The sequence below is a fragment of the Jeotgalibacillus proteolyticus genome, assembly GCF_050107735.1.
Lineage (GTDB): Bacteria > Bacillota > Bacilli > Bacillales > Jeotgalibacillaceae > Jeotgalibacillus > Jeotgalibacillus proteolyticus_A.
In genome coordinates, this window is the sequence record NZ_JBNILO010000011.1 from 30,775 (window position 1) to 53,441 (window position 22,667).

General features: G+C 44.1%; 22 protein-coding genes and 1 riboswitch. Of the genes, 6 read left to right on the forward strand and 16 right to left on the reverse strand.

The genetic code is table 11. The features are described 5' to 3' along the window. Position 1: 1 nt before the first annotated feature. The 7 genes from tenA to thrS form a co-directional block, all read right to left on the reverse strand. Positions 2-685, reverse strand: a complete 684-nt coding sequence (tenA, locus tag ACQCT8_RS15545) for a thiaminase II (protein WP_426872567.1) — start codon at positions 683-685, stop codon at positions 2-4. Positions 686-777: 92 nt separating this feature from the next. Next, positions 778-878: riboswitch (TPP riboswitch) on the reverse strand. Between the two features lie 112 nt (positions 879-990). After that, positions 991-1,410, reverse strand: a complete 420-nt coding sequence (locus ACQCT8_RS15550) for a VOC family protein (RefSeq protein WP_426872569.1) — start codon at positions 1,408-1,410, stop codon at positions 991-993. A 110-nt stretch (positions 1,411-1,520) separates the two neighbouring features. Continuing rightward, positions 1,521-2,294: a nucleotidyltransferase domain-containing protein gene (locus ACQCT8_RS15555; RefSeq protein ID WP_426872571.1), complete on the reverse strand. Its 774-nt coding sequence runs from the start codon at positions 2,292-2,294 to the stop codon at positions 1,521-1,523. A 379-nt stretch (positions 2,295-2,673) separates the two neighbouring features. Then, complete coding sequence (locus tag ACQCT8_RS15560; RefSeq protein WP_426872573.1) at positions 2,674-3,231, reverse strand: hypothetical protein; 558 nt, start codon at positions 3,229-3,231, stop codon at positions 2,674-2,676. 464 nt (positions 3,232-3,695) lie between these two features. Further along, on the reverse strand, positions 3,696-4,517 hold the full coding sequence (locus tag ACQCT8_RS15565) for an MBL fold metallo-hydrolase (RefSeq protein WP_426872575.1): 822 nt from the start codon (positions 4,515-4,517) through the stop codon (positions 3,696-3,698). Positions 4,518-4,793: 276 nt separating this feature from the next. Then, the gene (locus ACQCT8_RS15570) at positions 4,794-5,405 is read right to left on the reverse strand and encodes a YdhK family protein (RefSeq protein ID WP_426872577.1); all 612 of its coding nucleotides are present in this window, start codon (positions 5,403-5,405) and stop codon (positions 4,794-4,796) included. Between the two features lie 163 nt (positions 5,406-5,568). Then, complete coding sequence (gene thrS / locus ACQCT8_RS15575) at positions 5,569-7,485, reverse strand: threonine--tRNA ligase (RefSeq protein WP_426872741.1); 1,917 nt, start codon at positions 7,483-7,485, stop codon at positions 5,569-5,571. 664 nt (positions 7,486-8,149) lie between these two features. Between thrS and ACQCT8_RS15580 the strand changes: the two genes are divergently transcribed. Next, positions 8,150-8,851 carry a DUF421 domain-containing protein gene (locus ACQCT8_RS15580; protein ID WP_426872579.1) on the forward strand — a complete coding sequence of 234 codons (702 nt, stop codon included), beginning with the start codon at positions 8,150-8,152 and terminating at the stop codon, positions 8,849-8,851. Here the strand turns inward: ACQCT8_RS15580 and ACQCT8_RS15585 are convergent. The 3 genes from ACQCT8_RS15585 to ACQCT8_RS15595 are packed head-to-tail and all read right to left on the reverse strand — an operon-like array spanning position 8,829 to position 12,418. After that, the gene (locus ACQCT8_RS15585; protein ID WP_426872581.1) at positions 8,829-9,908 is read right to left on the reverse strand and encodes an NAD(P)H-dependent flavin oxidoreductase; all 1,080 of its coding nucleotides are present in this window, start codon (positions 9,906-9,908) and stop codon (positions 8,829-8,831) included. The two genes, ACQCT8_RS15580 and ACQCT8_RS15585, sit on opposite strands and share 23 nt — an antisense overlap. 39 nt (positions 9,909-9,947) lie before the next feature. Next, positions 9,948-11,177: an MFS transporter gene (locus ACQCT8_RS15590; protein WP_426872583.1), complete on the reverse strand. Its 1,230-nt coding sequence runs from the start codon at positions 11,175-11,177 to the stop codon at positions 9,948-9,950. After that, on the reverse strand, positions 11,174-12,418 hold the full coding sequence (locus ACQCT8_RS15595; protein ID WP_426872585.1) for an MFS transporter: 1,245 nt from the start codon (positions 12,416-12,418) through the stop codon (positions 11,174-11,176). The genes ACQCT8_RS15590 and ACQCT8_RS15595 overlap by 4 nt, the downstream gene beginning before the upstream one ends. Before the next feature lie 194 nt (positions 12,419-12,612). Between ACQCT8_RS15595 and ACQCT8_RS15600 the strand changes: the two genes are divergently transcribed. Next, positions 12,613-13,134, forward strand: a complete 522-nt coding sequence (locus ACQCT8_RS15600; RefSeq protein ID WP_426872587.1) for a GNAT family N-acetyltransferase — start codon at positions 12,613-12,615, stop codon at positions 13,132-13,134. 101 nt (positions 13,135-13,235) lie between these two features. Here the strand turns inward: ACQCT8_RS15600 and ACQCT8_RS15605 are convergent, their stop codons facing one another. Further along, a complete protein-coding gene (locus ACQCT8_RS15605) occupies positions 13,236-13,544 on the reverse strand; it encodes a hypothetical protein (RefSeq protein WP_426872589.1) in 309 nt (102 codons plus the stop codon). Between the two features lie 208 nt (positions 13,545-13,752). On the opposite strand from ACQCT8_RS15605, the gene ACQCT8_RS15610 reads away from it, so the two are divergent. Continuing rightward, entirely contained in the window at positions 13,753-14,316 is a 564-nt protein-coding gene (locus tag ACQCT8_RS15610; RefSeq protein ID WP_426872591.1) for a glutathione peroxidase, read from the forward strand. A gap of 49 nt (positions 14,317-14,365) precedes the next feature. Here the strand turns inward: ACQCT8_RS15610 and ACQCT8_RS15615 are convergent, their stop codons facing one another. From ACQCT8_RS15615 to ACQCT8_RS15625, 3 genes are all read right to left on the reverse strand, one after another. Continuing rightward, the gene (locus tag ACQCT8_RS15615; RefSeq protein WP_426872593.1) at positions 14,366-16,159 is read right to left on the reverse strand and encodes a methyl-accepting chemotaxis protein; all 1,794 of its coding nucleotides are present in this window, start codon (positions 16,157-16,159) and stop codon (positions 14,366-14,368) included. Between the two features lie 153 nt (positions 16,160-16,312). Continuing rightward, complete coding sequence (locus ACQCT8_RS15620; protein ID WP_426872595.1) at positions 16,313-17,032, reverse strand: nucleotidyltransferase domain-containing protein; 720 nt, start codon at positions 17,030-17,032, stop codon at positions 16,313-16,315. Further along, positions 17,025-17,657 (reverse strand): zinc dependent phospholipase C family protein, encoded by a 633-nt coding sequence (locus tag ACQCT8_RS15625; RefSeq protein ID WP_426872597.1) that lies wholly within the window; start codon positions 17,655-17,657, stop codon positions 17,025-17,027. The genes ACQCT8_RS15620 and ACQCT8_RS15625 overlap by 8 nt, the downstream gene beginning before the upstream one ends. Positions 17,658-17,757: 100 nt before the next feature. Between ACQCT8_RS15625 and ACQCT8_RS15630 the strand changes: the two genes are divergently transcribed. After that, positions 17,758-18,234, forward strand: coding sequence for a DUF2243 domain-containing protein (locus ACQCT8_RS15630; protein WP_426872599.1), 477 nt, complete (start codon positions 17,758-17,760; stop codon positions 18,232-18,234). Between the two features lie 15 nt (positions 18,235-18,249). Further along, positions 18,250-19,062, forward strand: a complete 813-nt coding sequence (locus ACQCT8_RS15635) for a cytochrome c oxidase assembly protein (RefSeq protein ID WP_426872601.1) — start codon at positions 18,250-18,252, stop codon at positions 19,060-19,062. Positions 19,063-19,079: 17 nt separating this feature from the next. On the opposite strand, the gene ACQCT8_RS15640 is transcribed toward ACQCT8_RS15635, so the two are convergent. Together ACQCT8_RS15640 and ACQCT8_RS15645 are read right to left on the reverse strand one after the other, a co-directional pair. Beyond that, complete coding sequence (locus ACQCT8_RS15640) at positions 19,080-19,829, reverse strand: hypothetical protein (RefSeq protein WP_426872603.1); 750 nt, start codon at positions 19,827-19,829, stop codon at positions 19,080-19,082. Next, the gene (locus tag ACQCT8_RS15645) at positions 19,829-20,524 is read right to left on the reverse strand and encodes a hypothetical protein (protein WP_426872605.1); all 696 of its coding nucleotides are present in this window, start codon (positions 20,522-20,524) and stop codon (positions 19,829-19,831) included. The genes ACQCT8_RS15640 and ACQCT8_RS15645 overlap by 1 nt, the downstream gene beginning before the upstream one ends. A gap of 299 nt (positions 20,525-20,823) precedes the next feature. Between ACQCT8_RS15645 and ACQCT8_RS15650 the strand changes: the two genes are divergently transcribed. Beyond that, entirely contained in the window at positions 20,824-22,557 is a 1,734-nt protein-coding gene (locus ACQCT8_RS15650) for an ABC transporter ATP-binding protein (protein ID WP_426872607.1), read from the forward strand. Positions 22,558-22,667 lie beyond the last annotated feature (110 nt).

Genomic DNA, 22,667 nt, shown 5'->3' on the forward strand with positions numbered 1-22,667 from the left:
CCTATTTCTTTAACAGATCAGGATTTGCAACCGGCCACTGCTCGAGAGTATAAGCCATCTCCCAAAAAGCGTATTCGTATTGGCTGCTGATTAGAAAATGGGTAAGCCAGCGCTCCCGGTCTTGTTCAGATGCTTTTACTGCCAATTCATCCAAGCGCTCAATTTGCTCCTCTACCAGTTCTCTGAACCACTCTCCGCCATATGTGGCAATCCACTGCTGATAAATCGGTTCGTCCGGAGAACACATTTTCAGCCTTTCTCCGATTTCATAGTAGAGCCAGTAACATGGCAGCAATCCCGCGATGACATCTCCAAGACTTCCCTGGCCTGCGCGATACATATGAGAAGCATAGGCATAGGCCGTAGGAGCCGGCTCAAAAGCTGCTACGTCTTCTTCTGTGATATGAAGAAGTTCAGCAAACCCCTGATGCAGGCCAAGCTCTGCTTCATAGGTGCCCTGCGCATGGATCGCTAGCCGGTTTGTTGTATGAAGATCGGTTGCTTTTACAGCTCCAAGTGCCTGCACTTTTGCAAAATGTGTTAAATAATAGGCATCCTGCATGACGTAAAAACGAAATTGTTCAAGTGATAATGTTCCATCTCCTATCCCTTTTACAAAAGGATGATCAAAGCTTGCCTGCCAGATATGATCTGCTTTTTGCCGAATTTCCTGTGTAAATGACATGATTAGCTCCCCCAGATTCTTAATTGAACAACAAAAAGCCACTTCCTCATCAGTAGAGAAAGTGGCGGCGATTCTGGAAAGTAGATGCTTCCGGACAAGAGCCTCCACTTCCCTACGCTAGTGCGAACTAGATCAGGTTCAAAGGGTCCGGAAAAATCCGTCTCAGCTTTTAAAAGCTCCCCCAGCAGAATGACGATATGCAGTTATTTTGTTGCTTGCCCTTATACTAACAGGTTTACTTTACATGTCAAATGATGAATATTTTGGATGTCGTCTGCATCGGTGAAAAATCAAGTCAGCTGAGTCTAGCTGCTCATTTTTTGACTTTCTTTATACGCAATGCTCAATTCACTCCATACATCAAACTTATTTCCGCAAGGGTCCCTAAAGGTAAAATTCTTTCCTATATGCCCCCGGCCCTCTATTTCACCGACCGGAATGTGGCGGTCCTGAAAGTCAGCGTGCAGCTGCATTAAAGCGTCTACTCCATCCACCTCAAATGTAATTGAAAAACGTTCCCTGCCTGAGTGATCAATAAAATTTGCGGACTGGCCCGGCTTTGATTTCACCAGGAAAAAACTCTGGCCTGCAATATTCAGAATCGCTTTTTCTTCATCCTGATAGCTCAGTTCAGCTCCTAATTTCTTTACATACCAATTAGCAGATCCCTGGACATCTTTTACCGGCAAGTAAGTGGTTCCCACTCTGATTAATTGTTGATTCATGATAAAACTCCTCTCAAATTATCGTAGTCAACCTGCATCCTATTATTAGTCAGTGTAGCCAAAGTATTTCTATACTAATCCTGCATTCTAGCAAAATAGAATTTTCAAGCCTATTTACCGTTATGGCGATCAATCATTTCTTTGAGAAAACACTGAAGCTGGCTATTGTCTTCAAGATGAGAAGCGATCCACTCTCTTTCTTCTTCTAACAGCCGGCTGATTAGCATAGCTGCTTGTGAATGCTTACGCGGCGTAATGCATGTGAAAATTTCCTTTATCTCTTCAACCAGAGGCTTTGGCAGGAACGTTTCAATCGTTTTCTGGCCAAGCTGAGCTCGATGCGGTGCATACTTTTGAAGAAGAACGTACGACAGATGATTCATTACATTCATCAGCATTCGAACGGACCAGATATCATTTCCTCTGTCCGCTGATTTTTTGTATTGAAATAAGAACCAGGCTGTATCGTGAATATCATTTATGAAATCTGCATAATCTCGTTCAAGGCTTTGTGTTGATTCAAAAGAGGGCATTAGTTGAAAAGGATCGTACAGAACTTTAAAATAATCTCTTTCTGTAAAAGTTTTTGAGGTAACCGTAAATAAATCGATATGTAAAAAATCATTGTAGACAGCAATCATTTGCGGAGCGATGATCCATACCTCATCTAAGAGAAGAATATCGCCATATGCTTTCAAATGGCTGACCCTCCTGGATAAAAAGGCTTCCTTTTCTTCTTCCTTCACCAGAACATAAAGGTCTATATCAGAAAACTCGTCGTGTTCCCCCCTCCCCATCGATCCCTTCAGAAAGATGGCTTGGACACTGCTGTCTTTCATTAAGCTTGCAGTAATAACTTCTACTGCTTGTTCCTGAATAAGCAAGTATGAATCTCCTTTCTATTACCTGTTTTTAATAATGGTCTTTCTTTTCTCTTCTGCATTTGTGCTGCTATCCCCTCTCAATCTTTCATTATTTAGTATGTAGAGAGGGACAAAAGTGTCGCAGCCTCTTGACCGGTTCGCTGCGCTTCAGGTGGACGCTTTCCGCAGGGACGGCGCTGAGCCTCTCCAGGGCGCTGCCCTGTTTAGTCTCAGCTTGCCGTCATATCCTGCAGGAGTCGCCACCTTCCGCTCCGCTCACCTCTTACTATTGATCATTACTGTCTCTTTTTTAAAATCTTTGAGTTTTGTCCCAACTTATTTTCGTTGTTTTTAATGGCTTCTTTCACTAACGCTACCCGTTTAATTTAAAAACGTTAACTTAATAATCAAGAGAATCTGCCAGTTGAACGAGTATTTCTGATGTTACTTCATCAGACACACCTTTATCAATACTAAGTATATATTGCCAACTATCTCTTTCGAAGACCAGCATAGTAAAACCAACATTCCGATCATTAACATAGGTTGCGCTTTTTCCGTTTTTTAACTTCATTACTTTTGTTTTATACTTATCGACCGGAATCTTATATTCAATCGGCCTAATCTCTATGTTGAAATGGTTGTCAGGAAATTGGTCACTTATAAATACAACCTCCAAAGTATCGTTTATCTCACCATCTAAATTACTAAACCTGCCAAAGTAATGGGTGAAGCTAATTGGTGGTATTCGTAGCGGTAACTTAATCTCTTGTTTAAAATGCTGTTCAAAATCGTTTACTGCTGCATCTACCGACTTGTATCCACCTTCAGTATAGATTTCCTCGAAAGGTTGAGGAGGAGGATTTGTATTACCAAAAACTTTTTCATCCATGTTTTCAAAAGTCAAGAAACCTAAAAAACACAAAAAAAGAAGAAGAACACTTTTTTTCAAATTCATCACCCTTAAAATTATTTAGGATTAGTTTGTCCGTTATAATTACACTAATTCATACGTGAGTAACCTGCCTCGCAGTGTTACTAAATAGTAAGAGTTGAACGGAACCGGCGAACTGGTCAAAAGGCCTGAGACACTTTGTCCCAGACCTTTCTTTTTCACTTCAATTTTCGTTCCTTTATTGACGATACCTGTAGAAATGCCTTGGAAGCTGGCGACTGCGAATTGAGGAATACCGTTTCATTCACACCATCCAGATTAACGAACGTCCACTTTTCGTTCATCAATTGCGTTAAAGACAAATACATACTCTTTTTCGGTCTCAGCTGTGTAGACCAGGTTATCTCCTTCGAGCCATTCTCCGTCCCTTACAAATTTATATTCAACCTTCTGTACTGCTGAAAGCTTAGATTATAGACCTCTGTACTCAGTTTTCCATAGTAGCTAAACAACTCGTCACCTCTCGCCTATGTAGTGAAATGTTTCCCCTCAAGCGCTTGAATATACCGTCTTGCTGAACGCTGCACAGCCTGTCCTGCCTCTTCTTTTACAACACGGTGAAAGGCATTATACAAACGGTCAAACATGAGTGAAGCGGTTTGATTTGCGATTCTTGCTACTGTTGCCGCCGGCAGTGGAATCATGTTCGGATAGCTGTACATAAAACTGACCCATCTGCGGTCTGCTGCTACCTGAATGACATCTCCTGTCAGAAGAATTCCATTATGCCCAGTAGAAGACCAGTGCAGCACTGCTCCTCCTTTAAAATGACCGCCAAGCCGGTGAAGTGTTATTCCGTTTGATAAGGACAGAGATTCTCCCTTCCAGTAAATAATCCTGTCAGAAGGCCTTATCACCCAATCCCGGTCATCTTCATGAATGTAAATTGGGACGTTAAACGCCTCTGCCCATTCCACCTGAGTAGAATAATAATGGGGATGAGAAAGCGCAATCGCATGAACTCCGCCTTTTGAGATCAAGTCCTCTTTCGTTTTTTCATCTATGTAGGTGATGCAGTCCCACAGCATATTAAAGTCCTGGTCCTGCACCAGATAAGCCGTCTGTCCAATCCCAAAGGATGGCACTGTCGTGAGGCTGAACAGCCCTTCTTCCTCCTGCAAAATTTCATTATAATAGACACCGCTGTTTCTCATCGCTTCGAGAGTCGTCCATGTCTGCCCTTGAGGTGATACATATTGTCTTTCTTCTTCGCAAATCATACATTTCTCTGGCGAATGCTCCCTTCCCTCATATTGAACTCCGCACGTTTCACAAATATAAAAGATCATTAAATCGCTCCTATTTTAGGCTTGCAAAATTTTATGTCTCTTCTGTTTTCCCCACTGAATAGCAAAATCCCTCTCTTTCAGCTCAAATAACAAGGAATAATTTACATCATATTTACTGTCTGCATACCAAGGAGGCCCTACTGGAAAATGTTTGCGGCTGGAGGATATTTCCGTAAACCTTTTTACTAGTTACTGGGTTGGGTGATCAAGTGCAATAAAGGTAGAGTAAAACGCTCAAAAAAGCCTGAGACACGGTTAAGGTCCCAGGCTCTGTCCCTATTCAGCAGACAATTCTTCTTCCGTTACCCACTTGTGATTCGTCACTTCTTCACCAGACTCCAGTGTGAAATCAATCATATAAACGGTCGTTTCCTCAACCGAATCAATCGTTGCAGCTGCCCCGTCCATTCCTTCCATATGGTCAGCGTCAACTTCCACTTCATCTCCTGCCGCATAAGGGTCCTCTCCGGCATCTTCAATTTCCTCATGAATGATCCATTTGTGATCTTCTACACGTTCCCCGCCATCCGTAGGGTCATAGGAAATGCTGTAGCTAACCGTATCGTAAGCACCGACAATCACAGCCTCTGCTCCTTCCATCCCTTCCATATGAGCTTCTGTAATCACGGCTGAGTCTCCTTCTTCAAAGGTCGGACTTTCGGCTTCTTCCAGACCATCAGGCACTTCACCAGAACCGGACATATGCATATCTGAATGATCCATTCCCTCCATTGAGTCTTCAGTTTCGTCTGTATGATCCATCTCTTCCATATTCTCTTCTGTTCCTTCACCTGAGCCCGTATTGTCTTCGTTTCCACCGCATGCCGCAAGCGCTGTGCAGATGGTGAGCACCATTGTTCCCGCTATTAATTTACGTTTCCATTCCATGTGTATCCCTCCAAATCGTATACTCGGTTTTAATGTACCCCATTTGCGCTTCTTAAAAAAACACGTAAAGATCATCTTCTTGATTCACACCATATCTAAATCAGTTGTAAATATCAACCACCTTGTTAGTGAACCCAATACGCGATTTTACAGATAGGGTGCGTTACCCATTTAAGACAGCTGATGATCTTTTAATCTCCTGACTCACATGAATTAAATCAACTTCCCTGACGCCCTCCTCGCCATAGACGCGTAAATTAACCGTCTCATTCTCCACTTCTTTATCTCCTATTACGAGAAGATAAGGGATTTTTTTCAGCTGCGCTTCCCTCATTTTGTAGCCGAGTTTTTCTTCCCGAAGGTCTAGCTCTGTCCGGATTCCCTGCTGCTTGAGCTGTTTTAAAACTTTTTTGGCGTACGCCTGATGCGCTTCATTGGAAACAGGTAGAATCTTTACTTGAACCGGGGCAAGCCAGAGAGGAAAAGCGCCTCCGTAATGCTCGATCAAGATTCCGAGAAAGCGGTCAATCGACCCAAAAACAGCCCGGTGAATGACAACTGGCCGACTTTTTTCGTTTTTCTCATTGATATAGGAAAGATCGAATTTTTCAGGCATTTGAAAATCAAGCTGAACCGTTGCGCATTGATGACTTCTTTGCAGTGCGTCTTTAATGTGTACATCTATTTTCGGCCCATAGAAAGCTCCGTCCCCTTCGTTTACATGGTAAGGAAGCTTGAGTGTATTCAATACATTTTTTAATGCTGTTTCAGCCTGATCCCATAATGCTTCCTCTCCCATAAAGTCAGACGGCCTTGTCGATAGTTCGATGCTGTAGTCAAACCCAAACGTACGGTACACCTGATCGATCAGCTTCAGCACCTGCACAATTTCTTCTTCAATTTGCTCTGGAGTGACAAAAAGGTGGGCATCATCCTGGCAAAATGAACGGACGCGCAGCATGCCGTTCAGCGCTCCGCTAAATTCATGACGGTGTACCTGCCCAAACTCCGCCATGCGAATCGGCAGGTCACGGTAGGAACGGAGTGAGTTCCTGTAAATCATCATCGCGCCCGGACAATTCATGGGTTTCAAAGCAAACCGCTGATGATCGACCTCGGAAAAATACATATTTTCTTTGTAATGATCCCAGTGACCTGACTGCTCCCACAATCCCTGGTTCATCATAATCGGCGTGCGCACCTCCTGATAGTCAAATTGGAATTGAAGCGACCGCAGGAATTCTTCCAGTTTATTTCGTATGACCAGTCCATTGGGCAAAAAGAATGGCATCCCAGGCGCTTCCTCTGAAAAGATAAATAACTCAAGTTCTTTTCCTACTTTGCGGTGATTTCTCTTTTGGGCTTCGTCCACAAAGTGAAGATGTTTCTTCAGTTCCTCCTGCGATGAAAAGGCGATGCCGTATATTCGCTGCAGTACTTTATTTGAACTGTCGCCTTTCCAATACGCTCCGGATACATGAGTAAGCTGAAAGGCAGGGATCATTTTAGTAGAAGGCAATAGAGGCCCGCTGCTCAAGTCAACAAATTCTCCATGCCGATATATTGAAATGTTTTCTCCATCCCTAAACTCGTTTACCTGTTCAAGCTTTAAGGCATCACCTGTAAAGATCGCTTCGGCTTCTTGTCGAGTGACTTCTTCACGTTCAATCCTAAGATTTTCGTTTATAATTTTCTTCATCTCTTTTTCGATTTCAGCTAGGTCCTGCACAGATATGCTTTCCTCCACCTCTGCCTCATAATAAAAGCCGTTCTCCACAACAGCCCCTTCACCAAGGTTTACACCATTAAACAAACGTTTAATTGACTGGGCAAGCACCTGGGCAGCTGTCTTTCTCATGACTTCAGTCCCTTCTTTGGATTGAAGCATCACCAGTTCAAGCGATGCGTCTTCGTGAAGAATGCTTTTTAAGTCGACCAGCTTTCCGTTCACGATCCCAGCAGCCGCACTCTTCCTTAAATGAGGGCTGATGGACTGCGCTACCTCCTCGAGTGATATGCCGCGTGGATAACTTGCTTCTCTGCCATCCGGAAATCGAACTTGAATTTTCTCCATGTAAATCTCTCCTTTTATTTAAAATAAACGACAAAAAACACACCCATCCCTCTACATAAGGGACGAGTGTGCAGCCCGCGGTTCCACCCAGCTTTCCATCCGTCAGCTCTGGCGCTTTAAGATGGCTTCATTCAAGCTTTAACGCAGCTTCTGCGGAAAGAGCTACTGCTGGTTCACTCTTTCAGCTCCAAGGCGGTAAAGAAATGAGCTGCGCTGAGGAAGCTTTCAGCCGGTGGCTTCCCTCTCTGTTCAACCGTCCACAATTCTTCAGATCCTTTTCATCACTAAGCGTATTAAAAAAGCACACAAACATCCCTAAAATAGGGACGAGTGTGTGCTTGTCTCGTGGTTCCACCCAAGTTCCCGGCACTCTTTACTGTCAAGTGACGGCTTGTTCAGCTTTATCGCAGCTCCTGCGGGATTGACTACTGGAATTTCATCAATACAGCTCAAAGGGGGTAAATCTTTCTGCTGCTTTAGGAAGCTCCCAGCCTATGGCCCCCTCTCTAAAAACCGTCCAGAAAAATTCATGTCCTTGTCATCGCTTTTCATTTTTATCCAATATATAGAATGATTTTCAAGCTATCAAGGAGTGAATTTCTTTTTAATGGTTTTCGCTGTTTGAGGAACACTACGAAAAATACTCTTTTTACCGGGATGTGAACGTACAATGGATTTTTTCAGCGGGCAGGAATCCCTCTCCATTTTAGAGTGGGGACTTAGAGCCGTCATTGGGTTTTTCTTTCTAGTGATCATCGCCAAAATCATGGGTCAGCGTTCCATTTCCCAGCTGAGATTCATGGATTTCGTGATGGCTTTATTAATTGGGAACATCATTGCCCACCCTTTGTCAGACGAAGGTTTGGGCATGACTGGATCTATCACAACCATGAGCGTGCTGGTCACTCTGTATCTTTTAGGCGTTTTTTTAATACTGCACTTCCCCCCATTGAAAAGACTTGTTGACCCGCCGCCAATTACGCTGATTGAAAATGGCCAGATCTATTACCGCCATTTAAAAAAAGCACGCATCACAGTGGAAAGTCTCCTGGCTGAACTCCGAAAAGAACAACTGGAGGACGTCAGCAAAGTCGCACTTGCACTGTGGGAGCCCGGAGGAACCATATCTGTTTTTCCGGACCCTAAATACCAGCCGTTGACACCTGCGGATATGGGAATGGCTTCGTCTCCATTTGAGCTTCCGCGCATGGTTGTGAAAGAAGGAAGAATCAATCGTGCGGAACTGAGGCTCTGCGGAAAAGATGAAAAATGGCTGCTTGATCAAATCCGCAGCAAAAATGAAGAACTGAACAATGTTTTACTTGCTACTGTTACGAAAAAGGGCGAGATTACCGTTTGTGTGTACAGGTAAAATAGTCAAATCGTGTGATGGAATGGATCAGCTCTCTCACTGTCTGCTCTTTTGCCATTCTTGGACTTTGACCGGACCAAAGGGACATATATTTCGTGTTCATCTGTTGAGATGCAGCGCGGCGTATGTCTTTTGTCAGCGCGTTTTGTATCGGAAATACCGGCACGTCTACTTGAAAATCACTCATTTCATGGATGAATTGATTTTGAATGCCCCTTGCCCATTTCCCTGAGAACGCACGCGTCATGACCATTTGCTCTTCATTTGTAAGGAGGATCGCTTCTTTTTGAGCAGGGTGTGCTCCGCTTTCCCTGCAGGTTAAAAAGGCAGTCCCTATTTGAATGGCAGCCCCTCCAAGAACATGTACAGCCTTTGCCCCCCGGCCGTCTGCAATGCCTCCCGCTGCAATAACAGGAATGTCCACATGGTCCACTGTCTGGGGAATCAACGACATCAGCCCGATCATACTCTCTTCATTTTTTCGCAGAAAGTGACCCCGATGGCCCCCTGCTTCACTTCCTTGAACCACCACCATGTCCATTCCTGACTTTTCAACTGCCATCGCTTCCTCAACCGTGGTGGCAGTTCCGATCAACACCACCCCCGCCTCTTTTAACCGCTCGATCATCTTTTGATCAGGCAGACCGAATGTAAATGAACAAATCGCCACTTCTTCTTTCACTATTACCTCGATGAACTCCTGAAACGTCTGAACATCTCTCTCATATTCAGGTGTTTCAATTTCCTCTTCTCCCAGGCCCAGTTTCTCCCGATAAGGCTTCAGCACCTTGTATGCATCCTCCACTTCACCTTTAGATGCAGCGTAAGGAACAGGTACAAACAGATTTACACCAAAAGGGTTTCTGGTTTTTTCTTTCACAGCTTTGATTTGCATAGACACGGCTGAAGGCGTCATATATCCTGCCCCAATCATGCCAAGTGCTCCCTCATTTGATACAGCAGCAACAAGCTCCGTTGTGGTGATGCCTCCTGCCATAGGCGCCTGAATGATTGGGTGCTTGATGCCGAGTTTTTCCGTTAGCTGGTTCGTCCACATGGAACCATTCCTCTCAAGGTTTTTTCGATTCTCCTGCTATCATTCATCCAGATCTATTGGCTCCAATTCCCTTACACTTCTTTTCCCCTGTTTAAAGGTGAAAGCAATCACCGAAGCAAAAAGAAGGAGAAAGCCGCAAAAACCGATAACTGCTCTTGGATCTGCACTTTCCGAGACACCGCCGGCAAATAGATTTCCGCTAATTGCCGCAGTTCCCCCTAGAAGGAGGCCGGCTCCTCCTATGCGGGCTAAAAAGGAATCCGGTGTAATGGCCTGTCTGGCGCTGCCATTAATCACAAATGCAACAGACAGCGCACCATCAAATAAAAACATGCCCAACGCCAGAGAATACAAATGACTGGATCCCATAATCAGAAAGATTCCTGCTGCTGAAATTCCCATTAGCCCGCCATACAGCATCCGCCAGGACAGCCGGCTGAGCTTATGCAGAAATAGAACGCCGATCACATTCCCCGCTCCTGCTGCAGACAGCACAACCCCTGTCTGCCACTCACGAAAATCCAGTACAGCTGTGGTGTAGACGATCACGGTTAATGTCATCGCGGTCGTAGTAAAGCTCAAGACCGCCTGATTAAATGTCACAAACCGTTGAAGGGGATTTTTAACTAGCAAGCTGATTCCGTTTAAAGAAAAATCACCTTTTGAGGTCAACCCCTCTTTCTCTTCTTCTTTCCGTTTATCGGAAACAGTTAAAAACAAAATCCCTAAAAATGATATAAAAAAGGTAAACGCATCCACAGCAAGCGCCCATACTGCGCCAAAAGCGGACAGAACCAGTCCGGCCAGAACCGGTCCGGCTAACGTGCTTACCGCATCAGCCCCTTCAAAATAGGTATGGGCCTCCACCAGTCGGCTTCGTCCTGCCACGCCTGGCACCATTGCTCCAAATGACACCCGGAAAAAAACGCCTGCTGCTCCGAGAATAAAAAGGGCAGCACCGAGCGTCCAGAGCGTCAATTCATTGATTAGCACCATACCAGCAAGCAGCAGCATCGTCAGAAAGCTGACAGCATCTGCTCCCATTGCAATTTTTTTCTTTGACCTGCCCTCTGCAAAATTTCCAGCCGAAAGACTTAAAAGCAGAGGAGCCAGCTGTTGACAAACGAGTGCCAATGCAGCGTTCAGTGGTGAACCCGTCAGCTGAAGAACAATCAAAGGAATGGCGATCTCACTAAATCTGTTTCCCAAAATCGTAGCCAGCTGTCCAATCCACATCACAATGAAATTCCGATTTTGAAGCAGATTCATGAGGACACCACCTGACTAGATTGTGAACCGGACCCCGCATTCGTTATATGCCGCCTGAAAACGACTAACAGGACAGCGGAAGCAAAAAGCAGCCCACCTGCAAGTAAAAAGATAAAGCGTGGTCCGTAGATTTCCGTTAAATAGCCAAATCCCAGCGTGGAAAGGCCGAACATTGAAAAGTAAGCCGCTTCCTGAGCTGAATACACCTTTGGCAGAAGCCGTTCTGCGACTCTTTTTTGAACAAGTGTCTGCTGTGCCACTCCTTTTAGCTGGCTGCAAAAACCAAATAGAGCTGATAAGACCAAGGCAGTCAGCGGACTTTCAATCAGTGCGAATACGACAGTAATGGCGGCTGTAAACAAGGCACCAACTATAATCAGAAATCTCGTCTTTTCTTCAATTCGCCGGCTGTATCTTAATCCAAGAATGCCACCAAGTAAAAGACCTGCAAAAAAGCTTGAATTAATGTATCCCCACCATTCTTCTCCTGCCTGCAGCACCTCCGCTACATAGACATACATAATAGCGGCAATCCATACTACATTTGCATTGGATTCAATCAGCTCCGACACACTGATCACAAGCAAAAACGGATTTTTACCAATCGTCAGCCAGCCTTCTTTAAATCCTTCAAATTTTGTTTGGCTCAACTCGTTTTCCGCTTTCTTTATCTCCTTACTCTTCATAAGCAAAAACATCAGGAAGGTTGAACAAGTGTAGAGCCCAACTGTAAGCCAGACGACCTCCTGCGCCCCGAGCCATGCAGCAAAAATAGCTCCTAACGGCCACATGCCCAGCTGAACAAGCTGATCTGCCACTCCTACAAAGCTATTCGCTTTTACGAGCTCCTCTTTTTCAACAAGCCTCGGGATCAGGGCATTTCGGGCAGGACTTGCCCACCCATCTAAAAAAGCAATGACCACCACAAACATAAACAGCCCCCAAATTAACTCTTCGGTTAAATAAATGCCTGAAAAAATAGCCAGCGCAAAGAGAACGGCCGTTTTTCCCATCTGAGAAAATGCCAGTAACCGCTGCAAAAGCATTTGATCAAGCAAAAAGGGGGCTAAAAGCGCACTGACAAACCGTGCAGTCATATTAAAAAATGGCAGCAGGGCCATAAGTAATGCAGAACCCGACAACAGATAGATGGTTGAAATCAGCCCGACAATAAACAAAATATCTCCGGCATTGGCCATCGTCTGTCCGATCCATAAGAAACGAAACGATTTTTTCCCCATATAAATGCTCCTTCTTCCTTATTCAGTTGGATGGTTTATACAGGGGGTTTTTACATTCGTCCTTCTCCTTTTCCGATCTTCTTTTCATAACCATACCATATTTCGAAAATTATGTCTTTTGTACATTTTGTCATGATAAAATAGAGCTTTCAAGGACTTCTTAAAAGTTAGAAAGATGACAAGGAGAGGTGGCCATGATTTATTTTCATGAAGACGATTTACTTATCCGTCCCATGATTGAACGGGATATCCAGCAATTTGCATCTGCCTTTTCACAGCAGGGATGGCATAAGCCTGTTGAGTTATATGAAGATTACTATCAGCAGCAAAATGACCATAAAATAATCGTACTGGTTGCCGAAATAAATCATGAGGCTGCTGGCTATGCCATATTGCTGCCTTCTGCTGACAAGGGCCCTTTCGCGATTGAGAATCTCCCTGAACTTGTGGATTTAAACGTCTTCAGAAAGTTTCAGAATAAAGGAATTGGCAGTAAAATCATGGATGCCGCTGAATCACTTTCTAAAGAAAAACATGACTTTATCACGCTGGCAGTAGGTCTGCACTCAGGCTATGGCGCAGCCCAAAGGATGTACATTAAGCGGGGGTACATACCGGACGGAACGGGAGTCTGGTATAGAGGCCAGCAGGCTGAACAATATTCAGCATGTGAAAATGATGATGATTTGATCTTGTATTTATACAAAGAGCTTTGAGTATGTATGCCCAGATTATTTTTTTGCAGCAAAGAAAAGCCGCCGCCCGCTCCTGATTAACGGAGTGAACGGCGGCTTACTCTAGCCATATATGATTGATTTTATTTATTATTATCGATTTCTGCCTGCTCTTTTTCGAGCTCCTGCTGCTCAGCGTGAGTCTGAGGAAAACCATTCGCCTGCCATTCTCCGCGATAAGCAGAATCGAGCTTAGTCAGGCCTTCTTCTTTTTCTGTGTCATCAGCAAAAACGCTCTCCTGACGATCAATTTTCTTGCTGTTGCGCATATCTGTATCTTCTAAAAAATCATTTTGATCGGTTTTTTTCATTTTCTGATACCCCACTACCGCCGCTGCCGCTCCTGCTGAAATAAGCGAACCTGCCACAATATTTTTGGTTGTTTTTTTCATGGTAATTCCTCCTTTTCGCTGAAAAAATTGTACCCTTATGTATTACCCGCTTTTCAACTAGATAAGAATAATTCAGAAAAACAAACCAATAGTCCCAGATTTCACTCAATTACTGCACACTCAGATTTGTCACATAAGATTGGTTCAATGTATACTCTGATTAAGACTAAAGTAGCGGTACTAAAATACTATAAACGGAGTGAGTTAAATGAGCATCTATGAATTTTCGGCACTTGCTATGAACGGACAGGAAAAATCACTTGAAAGCCTTAAGGGAAAGGTGGTGCTGATTGTAAACACAGCAGGAAAATGCGGGTTTACCTATCAGTATAAGGATCTTCAGAAGCTGTATGACCGGTATAAGGATAAAGGGTTTGTCATCGCCGGATTCCCTTGTAATCAGTTTGATAACCAGGAGCCTGACTCCAACGATAAGATTGAAACGAATTGTCTGCTGAACTACGGTGTATCATTTCCGTTATTTCAAAAAGTCAAGGTGCGGGATGAAGGTGCTCACCCTCTTTTTACTTATTTATCCCGTCAAAAGAGGTTTGAAGGCTTTAATAAATTTCATCCTGTAGCGCGTGTGCTGATCCCTCTATTAAATGAAAAACATCCTGAATACCTGATGGACGACCATTCAATTAAATGGAATTTTACTAAGTTTCTCATTAGCGCTGATGGTGAGGTTGTTAAACGCTTTGAGTGTACATCTGACCCTATTGACATGGAAGCGGATATTGAGGAGCAATTAGCGGCTGTACATAGCTAAGAAAACAGGAAAGGAGGACCGGACAAAAACCCGGGCCTCCTTCATTTTTTTACGCAGTTTTATGATGATGCTCATCTAGTGTATCATCTGCAGTTTCATCTTCTTCTTTCCATTCCTCTTCAACCATATCCGCTTTTCCGGCTGCTGCTTCTTGAGGAAGAATGAACCGGCCTACATAAGACTGCAATTCTTCCGCCATATCTGTAAGAGAGGAAGCAGATTGCGTGACTTCTTCCATAGAGGCAAGTGTCTGCTGCGCTGCTGCGCTTACCGTGTCTGAGTGGCTGTTTGTTTCATCTGCAACAGCCGACATATTCGTAACAGATTGGGTAACTTCCTCAGAGTTATTTGACAGGGATCGGGCCGTTTGATTCATTTGCTCAATTTGTGTAGACATCGATTGAACCGACTCAATGATGGATTGAAATTTCTCTTTCGTTTTGGCTGCGGTTGAAAGCCCGCGTGTAACTTCTTGTTTTACATCGCTCATCTTTTGAACAGACTGACCTGTTTCTTTTTGCATCTCTTCAATCAATTCATTTATTTGATGAGTGGAGCCGGCTGATTGTTCAGCAAGTTTCCGTACTTCATCTGCTACAACGGCAAATCCTCTTCCATTCTCGCCAGCCCGTGCTGCTTCAATTGCAGCGTTTAGTGCAAGCAGATTGGTCTGGTCGGCTATGCTGCGAATAACATCCAATATCGTTCCAATTTCATCTGCTCTTGACGTTAGCGCCTGAATGGCCTGATCGGAGGCTTGAACAGAATGATCAATCGCATTCATATTGCTCAGGGTTTCCTCTACTAAACGTCCACCATCTTCAGCGTGTGTAAGAGATTGAACAGAATATCCTTCAATAGTTTCTGAGCGCTGCGACATGTCCTTAACATCTGTCGTCATCAGACCCAGTCTTTGTACACTCGTATTAGATGCGTTCATCTGATCATGTGAGCCCTTAGAAATATCTTCGATGGAAGCGGCCGTTTGCACCGTTGCTTGAGAAGTCTGCTCAGCATTTGCCAGTAATTCTTCCGAGGATGCAGCGACCTGTGTTGCACTAAAGGAAATTTGATGAATCAGTCCTCTAAAATGATCTCTCATCTGTAGAAAGGAATGATGCAGCCCGGCAATTTCATCTTTCCCTCTCATTGGTTTGGAATTGTCGGTTAAATCGCCCTGTGCCATCTGTTCAGCGAGCGTTTTCATTGATTTTAACGGCTTCGTAATCCGTGACGTTAAGAGGATTCCGAGTCCTACAGCAATCGCAAGTGCAAGGAGTGTTATCACAACAGACCAGAAGCGCGCCTGCTCCATCGACTGTGCAGCTCCTGCTAAATCACTGTTAATTTTCTCATCCAGATCTGTAACAAATACAGAGGATTCATTCGCCATTTTCTCTGCGAGCGGTGACATATCACTATTAGATAATGAAATTCCAACCTCCGGCGTCGTATCATATATCGCCGTTACATTTCTGCTGACATCAAGGATGGATGAATTTTTTTGCACAATGGAATCCAAAAATGCTTTGGACTCTTCATTTTCCAGTAAAAGATTCAACTCATTGGCAATGGTGTTTGTTTCCTCGTTCAACTGATTAAATGTTTCCAGATCCTCCTGCGACCCGGTTAACAGATACCCGCGAAACGAATCGTTCTGTTCATGGACAACCCCTTCAAGCTTTAGGGCATACGACTTCGCTTCAAAAAAAGTATCTGCCACCTGTGTGAAGGTCTGGTTCATTTCTCTGATCACGAAAAATGAATACGCACCGGATGCAGCAGAAATAATGGAAACCACAATAAAGGCTGTGATTAATTTTTTTCCGACTGTGCTGGTCATTTCAACATCTCTCCTCGATATGTAGGTAAATAGTTCTAATAAACACTATGTTATTCGAACTAGATAACTCCGTCAATGGAAAGTTTGAAATTTCTGTTATTTCCCCATTCATATACCGTCGAAAATGGAGTTTTTTTAACAAAGAGAACCCCCTTACGAACTTGGCTTTCCAATCGAAAACCCGTCAAACAGCAGACCGCCATATGGATTCAAAATCCGCTCCGTTAATTCTACAATCGCCTCTTTTTCTCCGTTCCGGAAAAATAGATCAAATGCTCCTGCCAATTCAGCAGCAAGGCCGGGATCGAAGCGTTTTAATGCCCGCATCAGCCATTTTGAATCCCCGCTCCATTGGTGATTTGTACGTAGAATAAAGTCACTGAGCTGAATAAGCAGTGTGCTGGCAATAAATAAATCTTCCTGCCTGCTCGTGCTGCCGGTTAAATCCTCCAACGCGTCTGTTAGAAAATAGCGTTTAAGCTTTAGGGTTTCTTTATCCCAAGGATCAGGTCCTTTATCCAGCAGCGCCTGCGCTTCTTTTCGGATCGCATTAAGCTCCCCATGATCTTTTAGTATCAGCCCCTCAGCGACCATATTGGGCATAGAGGGCCTTCCGCGTACACAGTCACTTTGAAAAAACTCTTTGTAGGATTCCATGCTGTGTACAAATACTTCAATGGGCCAGCCATCTTCAACGTGCGAGGATCGATAAGAAGATTTTATTGTCTGATCAAAAATCACAATATCAAGATCTGAAGCTGCCGTCGCTTCTTTTCGCACAACACTTCCTGCTAAGAGTGCGGCCTGACAATGAGGATAATGCAAATTTATAAATTGTTCTGCTGCTCTTACTGGTTCTAAGCGCTCAATCATCCTGTATCCCTCTTTCCTGCAACCCATTAACCAATGGTTTTATTTTTTGCACACTTTGATCTGCAGCCGTTTCAATATACCCCACGATTTGTTCAAGAGTAAAAACACGCAGAGGATTTGCTGTTAACGCAGAGTCAGCGTTCAAATCTTCAATCGCTGAAGGAATGAATGCGGTGACCTGTGAGTGAGTCACCTCTTCCAAGTCCGTTGTGCTGATCGGTTTCATCAATATATTCTTAAGATACTGGCTGCAGGGATAGATTTGAAGCAATTTTGCATTTAATAGACCGAAGTCCTGATGGTAGCGAGTGAACAGGGATGAATCAGCTTTCATTCTGTTTTTAAGCCACGGCAGATAGAAGCCCTTCAGCCACAGGTCATCTGCGATTAAATGAGAATAATAGCCTAGAAGATAGGATGATTCTGAGCCATACTTATTTAAAAATCCCGCATAGTTTATGGACCTGGAGTAATCACTGACCTCACCCTGATAAAAATGGGAGCGTTCTTTTGGTGAAACAGCATCTGGCGCAATTCCTCCCGCTATAAAGGACGCTTTATCTTCCATTGGAATCTGCTTTGAGACTTGGTGCGAGATGAGCAGATGCATCATTCTGGATCCCATTGTGCTCACTCCTTTTTCAATTATTCCGGCAATATCTTGATTATACATTTTTCATATGGGGTAAAGTGGAAGAAAAAGAGAAACAGGGGAGGGAGATTCCATGACTACATTAAAGGATAGGAGATATGCACATGAAGATCGCTCTTATCATTCTGCTCGCAATTTTTGGTCAGGGTTTTTAGTCGGTCTCGGCTTTGTGGCATTTTTTGATGAAACGGTTTTTCATCAGCTGCTTCATTGGCATCATTTCTACGATCTTTCTACAACCGATGTGGGCCTGGTATCTGATGGATTTTTCCATGCATTTAGTTGGATGGCAACCGTTGGAGGACTATTTTTAGTGGCAGATCTGAGAAGGCGAAAAGCATTCTGGAAAAAAAGATGGATTGGCGGAATTTTATTAGGGGCAGGGATCTTTCAGCTTTATGATGGAACGATTCAGCATAAAGTACTGCGCATTCATCAAATCCGGTACGTTGAAAATGTGTGGATTTATGATGTGATTTGGAATGCAACGGCGGTTGTGATGATCATTATAGGCGCATACCTTGTTGCAAAAACACGACCCAAAAAATAGGAGGAGAAAGCTGCTATGCATGATCATCATACACACGAAGCTGCAGGTTGGGTATGGACGGACCTTGCAGGGTTGCTACCTTTTGCAGCGGCCATTGCTTTATACATAGCAGCCGCCATTCTTTCGAGCAGGCAGCACAGAAAATGGCCGATTTACCGAACGGTGCTGTGGGTGCTAGGAGTGCTCTGTGCAGCTGCGGCTGTAACAGGTCCACTTGCAGAGCGTGCGCATACTGACTTTACGGCTCATATGCTTGGTCATCTGCTGCTCGGGATGCTCGGTCCGCTTTTGCTTGTCCTTTCTGCACCGATGACGTTATTTTTCAGGTCGGTGCCTGTTTCTCTCGGCAGAAAAACATCCAGACTTCTAAAAAGCCGGCCGGTCCGCTTTTTAAGTGATCCGATCACCGCATCCGTGTTAAATATCGGAGGGTTGTGGCTGCTTTATACAACCACTCTCTATTCTGCAATGCACGATTCACTGCTAGTACATATCGTCGTCCATTTTCATGTGTTTGCAGCGGGGTATTTATTTACCATTTCCATGATCTACATTGATCCAGCCAGCCATCGCACTTCGTTTCTTTACAGAGCTGTCGTTTTGACCATGGCTCTGGCCGGGCACGGGATTTTATCGAAATTTATCTATGCCAATCCTCCTGCAGGCGTCGCTTCCCAACAAGCAGAGTCTGGCGGTATGCTGATGTATTACGGCGGGGATGCCATTGATGTGATCATTATCATCATTTTATGCTATCAATGGTATAAGGCAGCGAAGCCGCGTACATCATCATTCGAATTAAAAACAAGCAAAGGCGCTGTTCAATAGCGCCTTCGCTTTTATCCTTATTCCGAGCCGGACTCTAATTCTGAGGGATCAAGCTGCAGGATGTTTTCAGAATACCCGCTTGAAAACCCGCTCTGCCCCATTGTTTGATTCAGTTCCGCTATTTCATTCTGGCTGTTATAAGGGATCCACCCGTAAGTGAAATGCATCTGAGGATTATTACTAAACATATCTACTGGCGCTCCATCATCAGAAGTTAAAGCCTCTTGATAACTTGCCATATAGGTTCCCCAATCTGAAGGGATTTTCATAGAACCATAGGATTTCTCAAATTCAATCTCTTCTTCCATTTGAATGCGGGGAGTATACATCTGCTCTCCTTGTGAAACCTGAAAGCTGCGCTCCATCGTCAGGTAAAAAACGGCCTTTTCTACCTCGTCATCCGGATGCAGATTCCATAGGATGAACTGACCCGCCGGATCTCCGTCATTAACTGATATTATACTAGGTTCTCCGGAAGAGCTGATCAAAATAAGCTCCCATTCATTCAAGCTCCACTCCCAATAAGCGACGCCATACTGATCTCTGTCCGAGCGAAACGGGACAAATACATGCCGGTCAGTTAAAAAATTTATATCCAGAATATCTTCTGTTTCCCCATTTCGAAACTGGCTGTTGAGTTCAGTTGCAATTCGCTCCTCTGACATAAAAGAATCCGGATTTTTCACCACAGCTGAATAATATAAGCCGCCAGCCGTTACCAGGATCAGGGGAACGGCAATCAGAAGCCACTTCCACTTTTTACGCATCAGCTGCCCCCTCCCTGCAAAATCGATTGATCTGATCGAAAGTACTTCTGTTTAGCTCCTTTTTGAACTAAAAACCCTTTACCATCTTCCTCAATGAACACAATAGAAGAAAATCCGCTTCCCCATTTCGTTGAAACCCCAGCCAACTGATAAGGAAAACGTTCGCTGCGGTCTTCTATCTCCTGGTCAACCTCCGTCTCGTAATACCACTCTTCACTTTGAACAGACTTGGAATTTGATTTTTCCAGCTGCTCACCAAGAATTTCTTTATTAAGAGTTGAACTGCCAGCCGATGGATGAAGTGCGATAAGAGAAGCATCGTCAATTTTGCTGATGTATGTAGCGAGCTGATCCTCAGGATAGATCAGGCTTTGTGCAGGAATTGCTAGAAGAGCCAGGACAAGAAATAAATAATTCGCTCCAAATCCAAGCCATGCAAATGCACGATAACGCTGCCAGGACGATTTTCTGTTCCGTAAAAAGAAAATTAACATCCATACACCAAGCGGGAAAACAGGCAGACCGATTATTTCACCGAAAACAGGGATATTGATTGAAAACGAAAATAACCCCACTGCGATCGCGATGACCGCCTTCCAAATCGATACGTCGTTCCCCTCTTTCTTTTTATATAATCGAAGGGCGAATAGAAGAATAATGCCCCAGCCTAAGATCAATTCTAATTGTTCAACCAAACTAATGATTGGATCTCCCCCTTTTTGCTCCTGCCCGTAAAAGAATAAACTGACGATAGGCAGATGATACTGTACGTACCAGTAAATATCCTTATTCTAATGGTAAAGAAGCCCAAAGGAGGATGCAAGGGGCAATCGGGGAAAGGAATCATTTATCCAGCCTGTGAAAAGATGCGGAAAAAAAGGCTCATTTTCCTCAGGAGGCAAACAAACCAGGAGAATAAGAGGACAAAAACAGGTATGATGAAAGAGTGCTGTAAAAAGAATCATGTTTAAATTTATTAGTCAGGAGATACGGTATGAAAGAAAAACAAACAAGCTTGAAGCCTTTTATTTCTCTTATATTATCAACAAAAATACCAAAGGCGGCACTGACCATCGGGCTTGTCGGGAGTATAATCACCACACTTGTCGGTTTAATGATCCCATTGCTGACACGTGAACTCGTTGACGGATTTTCAGTAGAATCCCTCAGTGTCGGATTAATTGTGTTGATCGGAGCCGTTTTTATTATCCAGGCGCTGACGGACGGATTTTCAACGTATTTGCTTGGGTATGTCGGTCAAAAAGTTGTAGCCGGCATGCGCGAAATGATGTGGAAGAAGCTGATTCGGCTGCCTGTCAGTTATTTTGATAAAAAAGCAAGCGGAGAATCGGTCAGCCGGGTAGTGAATGATACTGGCATTGTGAAGGATCTGATTTCCCAGCATTTCCCTCAATTTATTACCGGGATCATAACGATCATTGGCGCCGTTATTATCCTTCTTGTCATGGACTGGAGAATGACTTTATTAATGTTAATTTCTGTTCCTGTCACCGTTGGCATCATGCTGCCTCTCGGAAAGAAAATGAACAAAATATCAAAGGGGCTGCAGGATGAAACGGCCGTTTTTACGGGAAGTATTCAGCAGACATTGAGTGAAATCCGATTGATGAAAGCTTCCAATGCAGAGATGGCGGAAGGTTCTAAAGGAACTGCAGGAATTCAAACCCTGTTTTCTTATGGATTAAAGGAAATGCGGATTTTTGCCATGATTGGGCCTTTAATTTATCTTGTAGTCATGGTCGTCATTGTAGTGATTATCGGATATGGCGGAATCCGTGTCGCGGAAGGCTCGATGAGCACCGGTTCACTCGTCGCCTTTTTACTTTATTTATTTCAGATTGTTTTTCCTATTACATCCTTTGCTATGTTTTTCACTCAGCTTCAAAAAGCAAAAGGAGCAACGGAGCGGATTATTGAAATTATTGAGCTGCCTTTAGAAAAGGGACGAACAGGACTTGATGTTGACATAACCAGCCAGCCGGTTCGTGTACAGGGTGTATCATTTTCATATGAAGAAAATGAACCGATTTTAAGAGATGTTTCCTTTGAAGCGCAGCCGGGTGAAATGGTTGCCTTTGCCGGACCAAGCGGCGGCGGGAAAACGACAATGTTTGGATTAATCGAGCGTTTTTATGAGCCGACAAGCGGAAGAATTTTAATTGGGGACACCCCGATCGAAGACCTTTCGATGGATTCCTGGAGAAGTCAGATCGGCTATGTTTCACAGGATAGTCCAATGATGGCTGGAACCATCCGTGAAAATCTGTGCTACGGGCTTGAGGAAAAAGAGCACATTACAGATGACCGCTTATGGGAAGTAGCTGAAATGGCCTATGCTGCTCCATTTATTAGAGAATTTCCAAAGGGATTGGATACAGAAGTAGGAGAACGAGGTGTGAAGCTTTCAGGAGGTCAAAGGCAGCGGATCGCGATTGCCCGCGCATTTTTGCGGGATCCTAAAATCCTGATGATGGATGAAGCAACGGCGAGCCTCGACAGCCAGTCAGAAGGCATTGTTCAGCAGGCCCTCGCGCGTCTGATGGAAGGAAGAACCACGTTTGTCATCGCGCACAGACTTTCCACCATCGTAGACTCAGACAAAATCATTTTTATTGAAAAAGGTGAAATCACAGGAATCGGCACGCACGCTGAGCTTGTGGCCAACCATGATCTATACCGTGAGTTTGCTGAACAGCAGCTTACCTAAACCAAAAAGAGGTAGGTAATGACGGAAGAAAAGTTTTAAAATGAGGCAGTATCTATTATTGGTAAGAGGAGAACGGAGCGGAAGGTGGCGACTGCAGGATATGACGGCAA